General features: G+C 65.5%; 17 protein-coding genes, 1 tRNA gene and 1 pseudogene. 5 read left to right on the top strand and 14 right to left on the bottom strand.

The window, feature by feature from the left end; all coding sequences use genetic code 11:
- Positions 1–164: 164 nt before the first annotated feature.
- The 5 genes from pepF to OKW78_RS10430 form a co-directional block, all read right to left on the bottom strand.
- Positions 165–1,964, bottom strand: a complete 1,800-nt coding sequence (gene pepF, locus OKW78_RS10450) for an oligoendopeptidase F (protein WP_281195105.1) — start codon at positions 1,962–1,964, stop codon at positions 165–167.
- A gap of 89 nt (positions 1,965–2,053) precedes the next feature.
- Entirely contained in the window at positions 2,054–2,527 is a 474-nt protein-coding gene (rimI, locus tag OKW78_RS10445) for a ribosomal protein S18-alanine N-acetyltransferase (protein ID WP_281195104.1), read from the bottom strand.
- A 73-nt stretch (positions 2,528–2,600) separates the two neighbouring features.
- A complete protein-coding gene (locus OKW78_RS10440) occupies positions 2,601–4,229 on the bottom strand; it encodes a PAS domain-containing protein (RefSeq protein WP_281195103.1) in 1,629 nt (542 codons plus the stop codon).
- 82 nt (positions 4,230–4,311) lie between these two features.
- On the bottom strand, positions 4,312–6,789 hold the full coding sequence (locus tag OKW78_RS10435) for an RND family transporter (protein WP_281195102.1): 2,478 nt from the start codon (positions 6,787–6,789) through the stop codon (positions 4,312–4,314).
- Positions 6,790–8,496, bottom strand: coding sequence for a COG1361 S-layer family protein (locus tag OKW78_RS10430; protein WP_281195101.1), 1,707 nt, complete (start codon positions 8,494–8,496; stop codon positions 6,790–6,792). It lies immediately after the preceding gene.
- A 239-nt stretch (positions 8,497–8,735) separates the two neighbouring features.
- Here OKW78_RS10430 and OKW78_RS10425 point away from each other — a divergent pair, with 239 nt between their 5' ends.
- Both OKW78_RS10425 and OKW78_RS10420 read left to right on the top strand, forming a co-directional pair.
- The gene (locus tag OKW78_RS10425; RefSeq protein ID WP_281195100.1) at positions 8,736–9,344 is read left to right on the top strand and encodes a TetR/AcrR family transcriptional regulator; all 609 of its coding nucleotides are present in this window, start codon (positions 8,736–8,738) and stop codon (positions 9,342–9,344) included.
- A 71-nt stretch (positions 9,345–9,415) separates the two neighbouring features.
- Positions 9,416–9,488, top strand: a tRNA-Arg gene (locus tag OKW78_RS10420).
- A 101-nt stretch (positions 9,489–9,589) separates the two neighbouring features.
- Here OKW78_RS10420 and OKW78_RS16940 read toward each other — a convergent pair.
- A pseudogene (locus tag OKW78_RS16940) lies at positions 9,590–9,838 on the bottom strand (type II toxin-antitoxin system RelE/ParE family toxin); the annotation flags it as partial.
- Between the two features lie 29 nt (positions 9,839–9,867).
- Positions 9,868–10,077 (bottom strand): ribbon-helix-helix domain-containing protein, encoded by a 210-nt coding sequence (locus tag OKW78_RS16920; RefSeq protein ID WP_321169331.1) that lies wholly within the window; start codon positions 10,075–10,077, stop codon positions 9,868–9,870.
- A gap of 158 nt (positions 10,078–10,235) precedes the next feature.
- Between OKW78_RS16920 and OKW78_RS10410 the strand changes: the two genes are divergently transcribed.
- Together OKW78_RS10410 and OKW78_RS10405 are read left to right on the top strand one after the other, a co-directional pair.
- Positions 10,236–10,712, top strand: a complete 477-nt coding sequence (locus OKW78_RS10410; protein ID WP_281195098.1) for a DUF892 family protein — start codon at positions 10,236–10,238, stop codon at positions 10,710–10,712.
- An 83-nt stretch (positions 10,713–10,795) separates the two neighbouring features.
- A complete protein-coding gene (locus OKW78_RS10405; protein ID WP_281195097.1) occupies positions 10,796–11,251 on the top strand; it encodes a low molecular weight phosphatase family protein in 456 nt (151 codons plus the stop codon).
- 50 nt (positions 11,252–11,301) lie between these two features.
- Here the strand turns inward: OKW78_RS10405 and hcsS are convergent, their stop codons facing one another.
- Genes hcsS through arsD form a run of 4 tightly spaced genes read right to left on the bottom strand, consistent with a single transcriptional unit; the run spans position 11,302 to position 14,200 of the window.
- Complete coding sequence (hcsS, locus tag OKW78_RS10400) at positions 11,302–11,523, bottom strand: halo-CC-star protein HcsS (protein WP_281195096.1); 222 nt, start codon at positions 11,521–11,523, stop codon at positions 11,302–11,304.
- On the bottom strand, positions 11,514–11,930 hold the full coding sequence (gene hcsL / locus OKW78_RS10395; RefSeq protein WP_281195095.1) for a halo-CC-star protein HcsL: 417 nt from the start codon (positions 11,928–11,930) through the stop codon (positions 11,514–11,516). Before hcsL ends, hcsS begins: the two co-directional genes overlap by 10 nt.
- Complete coding sequence (arsA, locus tag OKW78_RS10390; RefSeq protein WP_281195094.1) at positions 11,927–13,867, bottom strand: arsenical pump-driving ATPase; 1,941 nt, start codon at positions 13,865–13,867, stop codon at positions 11,927–11,929. The genes hcsL and arsA overlap by 4 nt, the downstream gene beginning before the upstream one ends.
- 3 nt (positions 13,868–13,870) lie before the next feature.
- A complete protein-coding gene (gene arsD, locus OKW78_RS10385; RefSeq protein WP_281195093.1) occupies positions 13,871–14,200 on the bottom strand; it encodes an arsenite efflux transporter metallochaperone ArsD in 330 nt (109 codons plus the stop codon).
- Between the two features lie 311 nt (positions 14,201–14,511).
- Here arsD and OKW78_RS10380 point away from each other — a divergent pair, with 311 nt between their 5' ends.
- Positions 14,512–14,907, top strand: a complete 396-nt coding sequence (locus OKW78_RS10380; protein WP_281195092.1) for a metalloregulator ArsR/SmtB family transcription factor — start codon at positions 14,512–14,514, stop codon at positions 14,905–14,907.
- A 13-nt stretch (positions 14,908–14,920) separates the two neighbouring features.
- On the opposite strand, the gene OKW78_RS10375 is transcribed toward OKW78_RS10380, so the two are convergent.
- The 3 genes from OKW78_RS10375 to OKW78_RS10365 are packed head-to-tail and all read right to left on the bottom strand — an operon-like array spanning position 14,921 to position 16,461.
- Positions 14,921–15,922: a permease gene (locus OKW78_RS10375; RefSeq protein WP_281195091.1), complete on the bottom strand. Its 1,002-nt coding sequence runs from the start codon at positions 15,920–15,922 to the stop codon at positions 14,921–14,923.
- The gene (locus tag OKW78_RS10370) at positions 15,919–16,317 is read right to left on the bottom strand and encodes a metalloregulator ArsR/SmtB family transcription factor (RefSeq protein ID WP_281195090.1); all 399 of its coding nucleotides are present in this window, start codon (positions 16,315–16,317) and stop codon (positions 15,919–15,921) included. Before OKW78_RS10370 ends, OKW78_RS10375 begins: the two co-directional genes overlap by 4 nt.
- A gap of 6 nt (positions 16,318–16,323) precedes the next feature.
- Entirely contained in the window at positions 16,324–16,461 is a 138-nt protein-coding gene (locus OKW78_RS10365; RefSeq protein ID WP_281195089.1) for a hypothetical protein, read from the bottom strand.
- Between the last annotated feature and the right edge of the window lie 186 nt (positions 16,462–16,647).

Raw genomic sequence — 16,647 nt, 5'->3', positions numbered from 1 at the left:
ACGCTGGAACACGAAACGACGCCTACGTTCTTCCTTCCGAAACTTTCGTGATAGTTGTCACGAAACGAGGGTTTAAATTCTTCGGTCAGTGGGGTGGTCGTATCCGTCGGTCGTCACGGAGAGGAGGACGCCGCCGGCCGAACGGTACTCGGTCGCCGTCTCGGCTACGCCAACTCGAGTAACGCCGCGACCTCGTCGAGGTAGTCGTCGTAGATCCCCACCGCGGACTCGATCGGGTCCGGCGAGGCCATGTCGATGCCGGCGAGTTCGACGACCTCGAGCGGGTAGTCGGAGCCGCCCGCCTCCAGCATCTCGCGGTAGTCGGCGGCCGCGGGCTCGCCCTCCTCGAGCACGCGCTCGACGATCGCGGCCGCGGCGGAGATGCCGGTCGCGTACTGGTACACGTAGAAGTCGTAGTAGAAGTGGGGGATCCGCTCCCACTCGCGTTCGATCCCGCCGGCCAGTTCGGCCGGCTCGTAGTAGTCGCCCTTCAGATCGGCGTAGAGCTCGTCGAAGACGTCCGGGGTGAGCGCCTCGCCGGCCTCGACGCGCTCGTGGATCCGCTGTTCGAACGTCGCGAACATCGTCTGGCGGAACAGCGTGGAGCGGAACCGCTCGAGGTACTCGTCGAGCACGTGGGTCCGGAGCTCGTCGTCCTCGACGGTCTCGAGCAGGTGGTGGGTCAACAGGGTCTCGTTGACGGTGGAGGCGATCTCGGCGACGAAGATCTCGTAGCTCGCGTCGTGCCACGGCTGGGCGTCGCCGGCCAGCTCCGAGTGCATCGAGTGGCCCAGCTCGTGTGCCAGCGTGTACATCGAGGCCACGTCGTCCTGGTAGTTCATCAGGATGAACGGCTGGGTGTCGTAGGTGCCCGAGGAGAACGCACCCGAGCGCTTCCCGCGGTTCTCGTAGACGTCGATCCACCGGCTCTCGAGCCCCTCGGCCATCCGCTCCTGGTACGCCTCGCCGAGCGGTGCCACCGCCTCGATGACCCACTCGACGGCCTGGTCGTACTCGATATCGGGGCCCTGGTCGCCCGTCAGTGACATGTAGAGGTCGTGGCTCTCCAGCGTGTCGACGCCGAGCGCCGCCCGTTTCAACTCGGCGTGTCGGTGGAGCGTCGCCAGGTTGTCGTCGACCGTCTCCACGAGCGTGTCGTACACCTCGACGGGGACGTTCGAGCCGTCGAGGGCGGCCTCGCGGGCGGTGTCGTAGTCGCGGATCCCCGCGCTCGCGACGTGTTCGCGGACCGCCTTCTCCAGGCTCGTTCCCACGGTGTTTCGCACGTCGGCCCACTCGTCGTAGAACGTCTCGTGGACCCGCCGGCGGAAGTCGCGGTCCGGGTTCGTCTGGAGCTTCGTGAAGTTGGCCTGGGTGATCTCCACCTCCTCGCCGTCGGGATCCTCGACGACGCCGTAGGTCATGTCCGCGTTCGTCAGCATCGAGTAGATCTCGCTCGGGGCGCTCGTGACCTCCGAGAGGTCCGCGAGCACCTCCTCGACCTCCGCCGACCGCGTGTGCGCTTTGGTCCGCAACACGTCGTCGAGGTAGTGTTCGTACTCGGCGAGGTCGGGTTCGGTTTCGAGGAACGCCTCGACGTCCGACTCGGTCAGCGACTGGAGCTCCGGTCGAAGGTACGAGATCGCGCTCGAGGCCTCCGACTGGAGCGAGGACGCCTTCGCCGACATCGCCTGATACTCCTGATTCCGAGTGTCCTCCGCGCTTCGGAGCCGGGCGTACACCGCGACCGCCGACAGCTCGCGGAACACCTCCTCGCGGAGCCGAAGCAGTTCGAGGAGGGTCTCGGGACTCTCGGTGACGCGGCCCTCGTAGGCTCCGAGCTCGTCGATCCGTCCCTCGACCTCCTCGTATGCGGCCGCCCACGCCTCGTCGTCGGCGAAGACGCTCTCGAGGTCCCACTTGTACGCCTCGTCGATCTCGGACCGCTCGGGAACCGAACTCATACGCTCCCGTCGATCCCCTCGGCACTAAGCCTTGTCAAGACGGAGTCGGGGACCTTCCGATCGGGATCCCCCGCGAACCCGATCGCGTGTCACTCGCCTCGGACCCACTCCGCGAGATCGACCACGAGGACGAGGGCGTCCTCGCCGTCGCGGTAGTATCGCTCCGCCCGGCGAACCGGCTCGAACCCCTCGGTCGCGTACAGCGACCGCGCGGGGTCGTTCCCCTCGCGGACCTCGAGTTTGGCGACCGCCGCTCCGGCGGCTCGGAGCCGAGCGAGCCCGGCACGCAACAGCATCCGGCCGACTCCCTGGCCCCGGGACTCCGGGTGAACGGCGAGGTCCTTGACGTGGCCGATGTCGCGGCCGGCGTTGGGGGTGACGTCCGCGACGAGGTATCCAACCACGCACCCCTCCCGCTCGGCCACGAGGAACGCCGGCTCGTCGATCAGGCGCTCGAAGGCGTCGTACGGCCAGGGGTCCGAGAAACACTCGCGTTCGATCCGCAACACCGCCAGGAGGTCCGCACGCTCGACCGGTCGGATCGTCACCTCGGCGGGGGTCACGTGTCCGCTTCGGGAGCGCCCGAAATAAACGCGACGGGCTGGCCGCCGTGACGGGTTCACCGCTATAACGGGCTCACCGTTCGATCCACGGCTCCGCGGTATCCACGGTCGCCGGCGTCGGCGCGCGAACGACGAAGCGAGCCCCGTCAGGGATCCGGTCCGCGACCTCCGGATCGGCTTCGATCGGCGACGCCGGATCGACGATCGCTATCTCCCAGCCGTGTGAGTCGACGATCTCCCGAACGATGTCGAGGCCGTAGCCGGTCCCGTCGGATCGCGTGGTGAATCCCGACTCGAAGACGTCCGCTCGATGCTCGGGCGGAATCCCGGGCCCGTCGTCGGCGACGACGATCCCGCGGTCGACCGCGCTCACGACCACGGTGAGAGCGTCGTCTCCGGCTTCCTCCCGGCTTTCAGTCGAGCCATGCTCGACGCTATCGCCGGACTCCGTCTGGCTTTCCGTGGAACCGTGTTCCACGCTATTCCGAAACAGGTTCTCGAACGCCTGTCGGAGCCGGCCGCGGTCGCCGCGGATCCGTGAGCCGGCGAGGACGACGAGTTCCGCCTCCTCGCTGCCGGCGGTGCCCCACGCGTCGCGGGCGACCCCCTCGAGCGAGAACTCGGTCGGCTCGTCGATCCCCGATCCCTGTCGAGCGAGCGTCAGAAGCTCGCTGACCAGCTGTTCGATCCGCTCGGCCGCGCGCTCGCCGCGCTCCAGAGGTTCGGCGTCGTCCTTCAGCCGCGCCATCTCCATCGACGCGCGTATCACGGCGAGGGGGTTCCGGAGGTCGTGTGAGACGATGCTGGCGAACCGATCGAGCCGCTCGTTTCGGTCGGCGAGCCGACGCTCGCGCCGCTTCCGCTCGGAGACGTCTCGCGAGTTGATGACCAGCCGGCCGACCGCGGCGTCGTCGGGGAGCGCCCGGGCCCGCGACTCGAGCCAGACCCAGTCGCCCCCGGCGGTTCGGTACCGGTACTCCATCGCGTCCGCGCGTTCGGGGTCGGCGATCGCCTCGTAGAACGCCGCGGTGATCCGGTCTCGGTCGTCGGGGTGGACGTACCCGAGCGGGGACCGTCCGACGAGCGAGCCCTGTTCGTAGCCGAGCACGTCCTCGACCGAGGGACTCTCGTACCGCACGCGGCCGTCCGCGTCGACGACGGTGACGATGTCGGTCCCGTACTCGAGGAACTCGCGGAACCGCTCGGGAAAGGTCCCGTCCACGTCGACGCGACGGACGGTGACGACGCGTCCGCCGAACTCCGGGGCGAGGTCGTCGTCGACGACCGACTCGACCCAGGCGTATCCCCCGTTCGCGCGCCGGAGCCGATGCGTGACTCGCCGCTCGGACGCGACCGCGGAGAGGGCGTCCGAGACGTCGGCCCGCTCGTTCGGGTGGACGTACTCGAGGAAGTCGCTTCCGCGGATCTTCCCGCGGTCCTCGCCGAGAACCGACGGCATCGACGGCCCCGCGAACAGCACCTCGCCGTCGACGGCGACCGCGGCGAGGAATCGGTCCGGGTCCGAAGCGAGCACACCCGGCGTGTCGATGCGGGCCGACCTCTCCGTGTCGCTCGCGGGCGTCCGGTTCGTCGGATCCGGCCGGTTCCCGCCCCGGCGTCGCGAGCCGTCCGCGGTATCGACGTCGGCATCGACGCTCGACGCGACGCGGGCGGGTCGTCGACCGGAGGGATACGGCTCCATCTCTTCCTCGGGAGTTCGACCCTCGAGAAGTAAACCCGTTCGCCCCGATTATCTGATTTGATACCTAAGGGGGGGGAGCCGGTCACGCCTCGACGGCCGGCTCGGTCGATTCGGCGGCCGACGAACCGGACCGGAGGCGGTCCCAGAGGAACAGCGCCGGCGGGAGCGCGACCACGGAGATGACGAACGAGTAGAGCACGCTCAACGCGATCAGCGCACCGAAATCGCCGAGGACGGGCGTGATCGCGAGCGCGAGCGCGCCGGTGCCGAGCGCGGTCGTGAGCATGCTTCCGGTCAACGCGCCGCCGGTTCCGGTGAGCGTCGTCCGCAGCGAGGCCGCCACGTCGTCGTTCTCGCGGTACTCGTCGATGAACCGGGCGGTGATGTGGACCGAGTAGGCGATCCCGATCCCGATCGCGATGGAGAGGATCGTCGCCGTCAGCGCGTTGAGCGGATAGCCGAGAAAGCGCATCGTTCCCACGAGCGACGTGACGGCGATCGTGATCGGGAACACGTTCACGATCCCGAGCATCGGCATCCCCTCCAACACGCCGTAAGTGATCACGAGGAACACGCCGCTCAGTCCGACCGCGAGCACGAGCCCCTGTATCGCGGAGTCGAAGATGATCGCGGTGATCGCGTCGAAGACGACGATCTGTCCCGTGGCGGTCGCCGCGTATCGATACTGCTCGGCCTGTTCGCGGCCGTCCGCGGAGACCTCGCTCTGTGTCGCGCCGCTCTCGACGGTGTACTCGACCTGTGCGCCCCGGCGGTCGTCCGTGAGGTACTGGCCCGCCCGCGATCCCGCCGAGGAATCGAACAGCTCCGCGTAGATCCGGTCGAGGTTGCGGTCGGGGATCCCGTCCCCGTCCAGGTCGTTGCGGGCGACGAGCGCGGCGAACTCCTCGTCGCTCTCGGCGTGTGACCGGATGACCGTCACGATGCTCGTCGTCTCCGCGCGTCCGCCCTCACCGACCGCCAGCGTGTCCGGCGGGTCCTCGGTCGGCGCGGCGAGCGCCTCCAGCGCGTGGTCCTCCTCGAAGGACCCCTCGACGTAGATCGTGAGCGACGCGTCCTGGCTCGCCGCGAACTCGTCTTCGAGCAGGCTCAGCGTCTCGGTGACCGTGTACTCGTCGGGCGCGAACGGCTCGGGGATGTACTCGACGTACCCCGGCTCCTCCTCGGGTGGCAGGAAGTCCTCCTGTTCGAACGTGGTGTCGACGCCCGCGCCGTACGCGCCCAACCCGCCGCCGACGAGCAACAGGAGAACGACGAAGATCGCCGGCGCGCGCTCGCCGACGGTGACGGAGACGGCCAGGAGTCGGCCGAGCGCGGACTCCTCGGAGGCGATCGGCGTGGTGCCGAACTCGGGAACGCCGTACCGCTCGCGGAGACGGTCGAGCTCGAGCTTCGCGGCGGGCAAGAACAGCCCGAAGATGAGAAAGGTGAAGACGATCCCGACCGCCGAGACGATCCCGAGGTTGCGGATCGGGTCGAGATCGGAGGTCACGTTCGCGCCGAAGCCGAACACCGCGGTCACGGTGACGATGACGAACGCGATCGCCAGCTGGTCGGCGGCGGTCCGCATCGCGGGCACCGCGTCGTATCCCTTGACGGTCTCCTCGCGGTATCGGTTGATGAAGTGGATCCCGAAATCGACGCCGACCGCCAGAAGCAGCACGGGGACGGCGATCTGCTGTTGGTCGAACGGGATCCCCGAGAAGCCGAGGAACCCGAACGTCCAGATCAGCGTCATCAACAGCGAGAACAGCCCGAGCGCGAGGTCGATCGGGTCCCGATAGGCGATGACGAGGAACCCCAAAAGCAACACGAGGACGATGGGCATCACGATGAGCAGCGAATCGGCGATGATCTGCCCCGTCTCGGCGTTGATGATCCCGGACCCGAACGTCCGGATGTCCGCGGGCTCGTCCGCCGCCAGCGACTGCACGTCGGTCTGGATCGACTGGAGGTCGTCGAACCCCTCCGGCACGTCGTGTGAGACGACCGTGATCGTCGTTGAGGCCGACACCGCGGTCGGGTTGAAGTCGTCCGAGACGGTCCTCGAGAATCGGGGCTCATCGCTCAGCTCCCGGACGACGCGTCTGAACTCCGTGTCCGTAGTCCCCGCGACCGCCTGCCGCATCTCCGCCGGCGTCTCCGCGGACGGATCGATCGACCGGGCGATGACCGTCGCGGGGCCGTTGGCCGATTCCATTCGGAGGTCCTCACGGGCGTCGATCCGCTCCAGCAGCCGCAACATCGCCAGCGTCTCCTCGCGGGTGAGCACGTCGTTTCCGTGATGGATCAGCTGGGTCGACTCCGTCTCCGTCTCGAAGGGTTCATCGAACTCGCTGTTTATCGCGTCGAGCGCCTCCTGCTCGGGGAGGTCCTCGGAGAACCCCTCCGTCGGCTCAGTCTGCGTCTCGATGGCGCTCATGCCGCCGGCGAACGCCGCCGTCAGGAGGAGGAACGCGACGACGACGGCTCGCGGCCGCGAGACGATGACCCCGTTGAGTCGCGTGGTGGCGTTCTCGACCCACCGGCCGGCTCGGCTCATCTACTCCCTCTGTGTCAGGTAGATCCCCGCGCCCAGGACGGCGACGAGCACGAGAACCCCGAGCACGAGCGGGACGGTGCCGATCCCCGAAAGCGGCGAGCTCTCCTCCGCCTCGACGACGGTGACCGGCACGCGAGTCGTGTCGGACAGCTGGCTGTTACCGTCCGCGTCGTCGTACCGGAAGTCGAACGAGACGGGATACGTCTTCGCGACCCCCGACGACTCCGCGGAGAGGTCGAACGTCATCGTCGTCGACTCTCCGGGCTCGAGCGACGCGGTAAACGCCTCGTCGTTATCGCTCTCGAGAGGGCTGTCGGCGAACAGCCGCGCCTCGACGTCCGTGACCGTCTCGTCGAGGTTGTTCGTCACCTGGACGTCCATCTCGACGCTTCCGCCGGCTTCGATCTCACGCTCTTCGACCTCGAGACGGAACTGGTCCCGCTGTGGTTCGACCGAGTAGAGCAGCTCGACGTCCTCGTAGGCACGCGGTTCGTTCTCGTCGTTGCGGTACTGGACGACGAGGTCCGACGATCGGTCGATCGGCTTCGCCTCGCCGTTGATCTCCAAGGGGAACCGGAACGACCCGGACTCGCCGGCGGCGAGCGTCCCGACCGCCACCGCGGACTCGCGCGGGAGCACGTTCGCCGACTGGCCCGCGAACCGGACCACGACGTTCCGCGCCTCGTTCGGTCCCTCGTTCGTCACGGTCCCGTACACGTTCCCCTGCTCGCCGACGTAGAGGTCCGACTCCACGTCGTCGACGCCGAACCGCTGTTCCGGTCGCGGCGTCACGCCGACGGAGGGGCCCTCGTCCGCGCGTTCGTACCCCTCCGGCGTCTCGAAGGTCACCGTCCCGTCGAGGAGGTACTCGCGCACCGACGCCCCCGGCGTGAATCCGACGTCGTACCGGACGGTCCGCGTCTCGTTCGGCGCGAGCTCGTCGATCCTCGCCGTGTCGCTGGAGCCGCCGCCGATCCCGACCTGCGGGCTCGAGGACTCCAGGACCACCGTGAGATCGCGCGCGGCGTCCGCGCCGACGTTCCGGACCTCCGCCTCGACCGTTCCGCTATCGCCGACCGACGCGTCGGTCGTCGCGTTCGTGATCTCGAAGCGTGCGTCGTCGTCGACCTCGACGTCGACCTCGGTCGAGAGCGTTCGCTCGCGGTCGATGGTCACCCCGCCCGACTGCTGGTAGGTGTAGGAGTACTCGACCTCGACGTCGATCGTGTAGGTGCCCTCGTCGACGCCTTCGGGGACGCTCACGGCGATCGGGGCCTCGCCCGGTCGATCCTCGGTGACCGAACCGATCGCGAGCGTCCCGGTCTCGACCGTCAGCGGCGTCTCCTCGGCGTCCGCCTCGACCCGGACGTTTCGCGCGGTCGTGACCACGGCGCGCGCCTCGGACGTCCCCAGGTCCAGATCGCCGTCGTTGGTGACCTGGAGCAGCACCGTGTTCGTTTGGCCCGGAGTGAGCGTCGGCTCCGACGTGCTGACCGCCAGATCCGGGGACCCGCGGATGAGCCCGCCCGACTGCTGGGGCGTCACCGCCGAGTCGCCGGCGTTCGTGACCCCTCCTTCCGAGCCCGCGTCGAGCGGGACGGACGCGGTCGCGCCGCTGCCCGTTGCCGCCGCGACGGCGAGTCCCGCCGTCCCGCTCGTCAACAGCGTCACCGAGACGAGCGCGACGAGGACCGTCCGTGCGTTCATGCTCCCCTCCGAGCGCCGGCCGCGGGCGATCGGCGGCCTCTCCCTCGATGCAGTCTGGTCCGATCGGCCGGTCGGTCCGGGCGATATCCCCGGGTTTCGGACCGAACGCCGGCGTGATCCTGCGTCTGCTTCACGGTCGTACGTGAATCCACGAATCAATAACACCTTTGTTTTTGGATTCGTATTGCCGCCATGAGCAAACGGAAAGACCGTCCAACCGTCCGGACGAGGGCACGTTCATGAGTCGATTCTCCGAGTCCGAGCGGGACCGGATCCGCACGCAGCTCGTCGAGGACGGTAGCGAGCTGTTCGCCCGGTTCGGGTTCGATCGAACCCGGATCAAGGACGTCACCGAATCGGTCGGCATCGGCACCAGCACCTTCTACCAGTTCTTCGACTCGAAGGAGGCGCTGTACGTCGCGGTCCTCCACGGCGAGCGGGAACGACTCGAATCGCGCATCGACGAGGCGGTCTCCGAAGCCGACACGCCCCGCGAGGAGGTGGAGACCATGCTTCGGACGACCCTTCGGGAGGTCCGGTCCAACTCCCTCGCCTCCCGGCTGATCGTCGAGGGGGAGCTCCAACTGCTCTACGAGCAGCTCTCGGAAGCGGAGCGGCAGTCGATCGGCCCCGACGCCCGCGAGACCGAGCTCCCCTACGCCAGCCGCTGGGCGACGATGGACGCGGTCCGGTACGACGACCCCGACCTCATAAGCGGGCTCCTCCGGTCGCTGATCTTCGTCACCCGCGCGCAGGACTCCCCGATCGGCGCCCTCGCCGTCTCGGAGTACGAGGCGGTCGAAACCGCCCTGATCGAGACGATCGTCGACGGGCTGTTCGTCGAGTGATCCATCCCCCGGCCGCCGTTCTCGACGGGAGTCAGAAAGGTTAAACGCCCGCCCGAACGACGGACTCGTGAGGGCGCGTAGCTCAGCGGACAGAGCACTTGGTTCCGGACCAAGATGCCGCGGGTTCAAATCCCGTCGCGCCCGTAGCAGCCTAATCGCTGTACAGCGTCGGGGTGGTCCTGTTCTTCAGAGGTCGAGCGTTACGCTACGTAACGAACGCGAGAATAACCGTGGGGAAGCGAAGCTCAATCGTCGCCTCTGTACGCGTTTCCACCCCGCTTTCTGATCGCAACCACGTACAGTATTCGTTGGTCACCATCGGCACGACATCCGAGGCGGAACTGTCCAACTCGGAGCTTCTGATGTGGGGCTCCCGCGAGCGGCTCGAGATGGTCCGTTGGCTCCCGCCACTGATCGGTGACGACCTCTTCAAGCTTCGAGATAATTCGATCGCGAGCGTATTCGTCGAGTACGTCGAATTGTCGCCTCGAGCGATCAGTGAGTTTTCAGTCTCACTCCTCGCTCATTGCTCGTTGGCATCGTCACGTCCGTACTCCGCTTTGATCTCCTCGCTGGAGTGGGTTCGACCTTCCTGAATGTCAACCTCACTCGCAGCGATCGCTTTGAGATCCGCACGGTTGAACTCGGGATGTTTCACCGCGTCACGAAGGACGTCGCGAACGAACTCGCTACGGCTGTTGTATCCGAGGTCTTCCCACGTTGCGTCGACGATGAAGAGTTATCCATGTCCGAACTCGCGACCCTACTCGAATCCGAGTCGATCGATACGAACGAAATTCAGGCCCACATGCGTGCGATGATCACTGAACGAGAAGACGAAACCGGGAGTTCAGCGAGCGAAGCCGAGGAACTCCGCTCGGAGCATCAACAATGACTATCGAGACGAAAGAAGATCTGTTCATTCGGGAGCTGCGGAAGTTGTACCACGCCGAACTGGAGATCCTCGATCTCCACCGTGACCTCGCTGAAGCGGCTGCCAGTCCAGCAGTTGTGGACATATTTTCAGACCACCGTGAGGATACAATCGAGCAAATAAACCGCATCGAGGAGATGTTCGAGACCATCGGTGCCGAGCCCGCCGCGCGTGGCAGTCCGATTATGGAGGGGCTAGTGGCCGAGAAAGACGAGTTCGTGAGCGAAGTCACGAGCGAGGAGTTACGCGATCTCGACGCTATCGGCATCGGGACGATCAACGAACGGATCGAGATCACGCTGTTGGACCGGCTGATTCTGCTGGCAGATGACCTCGACCTCCCAGAAGGGCTGATCGCGTCACTTGATGATAATCGGTCGGAGGCACGGGCAGCGCTGTTAGAGATGCAAACGATCCTCGACCAGAAACGATGAGCGTAGAGTGACAGACGGTAGAAACCGTTACTCCAGATCAATCGGAAGTAACGGCTATACCGATCCCTCTCGCTTATACTGGTGTGACTGAATCCAATGAGCAGACGGGCCATCAGATCGCGTTCGTTTGTGTCCAGAACGCCGGACGGAGTCAAATGGCGGCGGCATTTGCTGAGCGAGAGCGCGACCGTCGCGACGTGAGCGATCAAATTACGATAGTCACCGGCGGCACACAGCCCGCCGACCATGTCCACGATGTCGTCGTCGAAGCAATGAGAGAACGAGACATCGATCTCAGCGGCCGAACGCCGCAAGAAGTCACACCCGACGAGCTACAGGCGGTCGATCTGGTCGTCACGATGGGCTGTTCGGCGTCGGACGTGTGCCCGGCGACGTGGAACGGTGAGAACCGCGACTGGGGACTCGACGATCCACATGAGCGTCCGATCGAGGGGGTGCGCGAGATTCGCGACGAAATCGAAGCACGTGTCGGTGCGCTGTTCGACGAACTCCTGTCGGAGACGCCGTCCGCGGAGTGAAACGCGACCGCGGAGGGCCGACCGGCGGGTATCAGACTATCTGAGCCCCGTTAACAGCAGCCGTCGTCGTCGCCGCAGACGCTGCCGTAGTCGATCCCAGTCTCGTCGCCGATCGCCTCGTTACACTGCATCACCATCGTCGTGAACGCGAACTCCGATGACGACTCTTTCGCCGCCGCGAGTTCCTCGCCGAGCACCTCGGCGGCCGCGACGACCTCGTCATCCGTGACTCCGTCCTCGACGGCGTCCTGATCGGGAGTACTCAACAGCACCCACCTCCGGTGGACCGCGCGAACTCCTCGCCGATCTCGTCGCTGATGGCGTCGTTCGTCTGCTGGAGAAGCTCTATCAGATCGGCCTGTGCGGCCTGCTGACGCCGGATCGTCTCGTTGTCCGACATTTCGGTCTGGAGCTGTTTCAGCTCTGCCATCACTGACTCGTCGAAGCCGCCGCGTTGCATCTGTTGTTGCTTTCGCTGGTACTCGCGGAGTAGCGCCATCGCGTCGTCGTCCGCCTGTAGCACCTCGTCGGCCTCGACGAATCGCTGATACGTCTCCGACCCGTCGAGCGCGTCGAGAAACTCGCGGAGCGCCGCCTCGACGTTCGCCTCTACGTCCTCATCTGTGGACGCGTCCGTGACGCTCTCTGTCACGTCGTCCGAACCCTGCGCGTCGCTCACGAGGGCGTCACCTCCGGGGCGTCCGCTTCGGTGACGTCCGCCAGCCCGGTGATCTCCTCGCCGAAGGCGCTCAGCTCGTCGAGCCCGATCGGCTCGTCCTGTCGGAGCGGCGCCAACATCAGCGGCGCGTCGAACCGGTCCCGGATCTCGTCGAGGTACTGCGCCTGTTGAGCGCGCCGGTTCGCGAAGAAGGCGTTGTCGCCGTACTCGTCGGGGAGGAGGTAGTTGGCGACGACGAGCGAAGTCTCGATGCCGACTTGGTCTTTCAGGTCGGCGGCGGCCCGATACGCCTCCATCATGGGCGTATACTCGGGATACATCACGAACGCGAAGGTGCTCTGTTCGGGGTCTTTCATCGTCTCGATGACTTCGTCGTACTGATCGCCCTTCGCGGGCGCGGCGCCCTTCGTCAGCGAGCCGAGATCCATGAATCCCTTCCAGTCGGAGGGGAGTTCGAGCAGACGGAGCGTGTGCCCCGTGGGGGCCGTATCGAAGACGACGACATCGTAGCCGTCCTCGTCGAAGTAGCTCACGAACTTCTCGAGTGCGGCCATCTCCTCGGCGCAGGGAGACTCCAACTCCTCTTCGACGTTCGCGATCGCGGCGTCGACGTCGATCTGGGTGTCCTCCTTCTCCTCGTACATCTCCGTGACGTGGTTGAGGACCTGCTCGCGGTACTCTTCGAGCGCCTTTTGTTGGTCGATCCGTGCTGCATCGAGGTTGGCTTGGCCGACCGAGGTAGGTTCGTGACCGACTGGCTCGCCGAAGATATCCTCGAGATGCGCGGCCGGATCGGTCGTGACGACGAGTGTCTCGTGGCCCGCCTCGGCGAGCTTCGTCGCCGCCGTCGAGGCGACCGTGCTCTTGCCGACGCCGCCCTTGCCGGTGAAAAAGAGGTACTGCGTCTCCTCGCCCGGCATCAGTTGATCGACGACCGCGTCGGGGTCCGCCATCGAATCGAAGTCGACCCCGCCGTCGGCGTCCACGCCGGTCGCGGTCCCGACGTCGACGGTCGCTTCCGCGCCGTCGTAGAGGACGCCACCGACATCTGCCAGCAGATCGAGACCGGCGATCTCTCCGGGCTGAAGCGGGTACGTCGCAGTCACGTCGGCGTCGAACTCCTCACGGGCGCGGCCGATGACGGCCTGCTCGTCCGCGCGCTTCCCCTCGAAGAAGGGATCGTCACACACCGACTGGGGGAGGTAACCGTTGAGGATCAACAGCTGCGACTCGATCCCGAGCTCGGCGAGGTCGCTCGCGCTGCGTTCGATCTCGTCGATCGAGGAGTCCTCCGGCTTACCGACGAAGGCGAATGAGGTGCGGTCGTCGTCCTGTAGCGTCTCGATGGCGCGCTCGTAGTCCCGCTTCTTATCCTCCATCGAGGCTGCCGGACCGATGCAGGTCGAACCGCCCTTCTCCAGTTCGGCGTTCCAGTCGGAGGGCAACTCCATGAGCCGGATCGTGTGGCCCGTCGGTGCCGTGTCAAAGACGACAACGTCGTACTCGGGGCTGTCCATGAAGTCGACGAAGTTGTCGAAGGCGGCGATCTCCTCGACGCAGGGACTGTTGAGTTGCTCTTTGACCGTCTGTATCTCTTCCTCGCCGAGCAGTTCACGCATCGGCTCGATCGTCTCCTGTCGGTACGCCTCTGCGGCGGCGTCCGGGTCGATCTCGATCGCGGAGAGGTTGTCGATCCCGTCGATAGCGGTGACCTCGTGGCCGATGGTTTGCCCGAAGATGTCCGAGAGGTTCGGCGCGGGGTCGGTGGTAACCAGCAGCGTCTCGTAATCGTTGTCGGCGAGCCACGTCGCGGTCGCACAGCTCACAGTGCTCTTGCCGACACCGCCTTTCCCGCTGAAGAAGACGAACTCCGTCTCATCGCTACTCGGTTCGACGATGTCACGCGCGCTCGTCGTTGTTGACTGTGTTTGTGCCATTCGTTAGGCCTCCTGTGGCGTGAGGCTCCCGTCGATAGCCGCGGTCAGTTCGTCGTACGAGAGGTACTCGCCCTCGGCGACGATCTCGTCGTCGACGACCGTGATCGGGAGGACCGACGGGCCGTTCGTCTGCACGCGGTCGTAGATCCGCTTCGTTTCGAGGAACTGGTCGATATTGTGCTGCATGTTCGCCCGATTCACGTCGAGATCATCGAACGCGTCTTCGAGCTGGTCGAGCGCCGCGCTGACCTCGACAAGTTCGTCGTCAGGGTCGGGGCCGCAGACGCCGGTGGAGCAACACATCGCTTCTTCGTACAGGATGAGTTCGGTCATGATGGAGTCGGATCGTCTGAGCTATCGTTCGCAACGAGGGCGCTAGTGACACACCAACCACGAACGATTCAATTGAACAAACTCTCAAGTAATTATAAGCCCTTCGATCGGGTTACTCTCTGGTAGGTATCACTTGTTGCCAGCTTAAGCGTCTCCAGACAACTATTCTGTCCTTTTAGTGTATCTAGAACAAGAAATTTATGTGGGATAGAATCAAAATAACTGAGACGATACTGGACTGTTCTCGTTGATCCGGAACGCGACGTATTCCAGTCCATAACGCTTAATCCCGTATCAGTTCAATTGTGGGTATGTCATCGACCGAGCGTCTCCAACGGTACGTCGCCGACGAGTGCGGCTCCTGTACGGACGAAGATCTCTCCGAGCGGCTGGCGGAGCTGGAGGAACTGAATGAGAGTATTGGCGGCTCCGACCTCGAGACCGACGTCGAACTGCTGTCGGCGCTCGGGAACGAGACGCGGTACAAGATTGTCCGAATGCTCCACGCGGCCGACGACGACGAGCTGTGTGTCTGCGAGCTCTCGCCGCTCTTAGACGTGAGCGACAGCGCGATCAGCCACGCGCTCTCGAAGCTCACCGACGCCGGCCTCGTCACGCGCCGGAAAGAAGGCAAGTGGCGGATGTACCGCGCTACGCCGCGCGCGAACGCCGTCCTCGTCGCGCTCGACGGGTCACGGTCGCTGTGAGAGGGGTCTCGGCTCAGAGCAAGCCGGCGAAGACGGTGTTGAACAGCACACCGACCGTGATCCCGATCGTCACGACCGTCGTCGCGTAGATCGCGAGCAGTCGGCGTTCGAACAGCTTGTTCAACAAGATCAGGTTCGGGATGCTGATCCCCGCGCCGCCGATGACGAATGCGATCACCGTCCCGATCGGGATGCCCGCCTCGGTGAGCGAGTGCGCAATCGGTAACATCCCGCTGATGCTTACGTAGATCGGCGCGCCGGCGAGCGCGGCGACCGGCGTCGCGAGCGGGTTCCCCGGACCGGCGATCCGCTGGAGGAACTCCGCGGGCACCGCCCCGTGGATCAGCGCGCCGATCGCGATCCCGACCGCGATGTACGGAAGCGTGTCGCGGAAGAAGGAGAGTGCGCCCTCCCCCGCCGCAGTCACGCGTTCCGTGTGGGTTCGATTTGTCGCGGTCGTCCCGCACTCGCTACAGCCGGACGCGGCACCAGCTGCCTTCGAGGTGTCAGAGGCGGGAGCACCGCCATCTGTCGCGATCTCGCGGCCCCCCGCCGTAATTCGGACGTCCTTGATGTGCTTGTCGAGGTCGAGAGTACCAATGATCAGGCCCGCGACGATCGCTGCGAGCAGGGCGGTCGTCACGTACGCGACGGTGACGCCGGTCCCGAACAGGCCGAAGAGCAGGAACACGGCGATCCAGTTGACGATCGGCGAGGCGAGTAGGAACGAAAAGGCCATCCCCGTCGGCGCGCCGGCACCCAGCAGGCCCGCCAACACGGGAACGGTCGAACACGAGCAGAACGGGGTCACCGCGCCGAGCCCCGCCGCGAGGACGTTCCCGCTCCCGTGGTCGCGCGCCCGGAGCATCTCCTCGACGCGCTCTGGGGGGAGATACTCCTGTGCGAGCCCGACGAGGAACGACGCGCCGATGAACAGCGGGGTGAGGACCATCGCAAGGTGGAGGAAGTAGTCCCACGAGTCGAGCAGCGCCGCTTCAGTGCCCGGCGGGATCATCGGCTCTCACCCAGCGCGGCGGCCAGATCGAGTAATTGGAGGCTCGCTGTGTCCGCGATGCGGTAGTACGTCCACTTCCCGTCCTTACGGGTGTTGACGATGCCCGCGTCGCGGAGCGTCCGGAGGTGCGAGGCGACCGTCGACTGCGGCGCGTCGAGCACGGTCTCCAGTTCGCAGGCGCAGAGCTCGCCCTCTCGGAGCGCGTGAACGATCGCGAGCCGCTTCTCGTTGGCCAGCGCCTTGAACGACGACAGCTCCGCCTCGACGACCGCGTCGTCGGCCCGCCGAGTCGCCGGGAACGGCCCGTCACAGCAGGCCTCGCCCTCCGTCCGTCGGAGGGTCCCGCTCGCGGATTCAGAGTCCCCTCGACCTGCCGCGTTCGGTCCGTTCGACATCGTCGGTCAGTCCTCCGCGCGGTCGGCGTTCTCGTTCGGCGCGTCCTCGTCAGCCTCGTCGGCGTCTATTTCCTCGATCTGCATGTCACAGCAGCTCTCCCCGTCGTTCGACTCGCCACCGAGAAGCCGGTTGAGTATCGGCATACAAATCGATATAACACGATATAACTTAACTCATTTGGTCGATCGCTTAATCGACTCTCTAAGTTCGATGAGAGCGAAGTATGTTCAACTGAGATAGAACCGAAGGTCCGCATCCGAAGTCCATCGACATCACGACCCCATATGAGATATTTCGGTTCATACAGGCTTCTTTATTCGAGTTCTATG

This window comes from Halorubrum sp. F4, from assembly GCF_027257195.1.
In the GTDB taxonomy this organism is placed as follows: domain Archaea; phylum Halobacteriota; class Halobacteria; order Halobacteriales; family Haloferacaceae; genus Halorubrum.
This window is presented reverse-complemented; position numbering and strand designations above follow the sequence as displayed.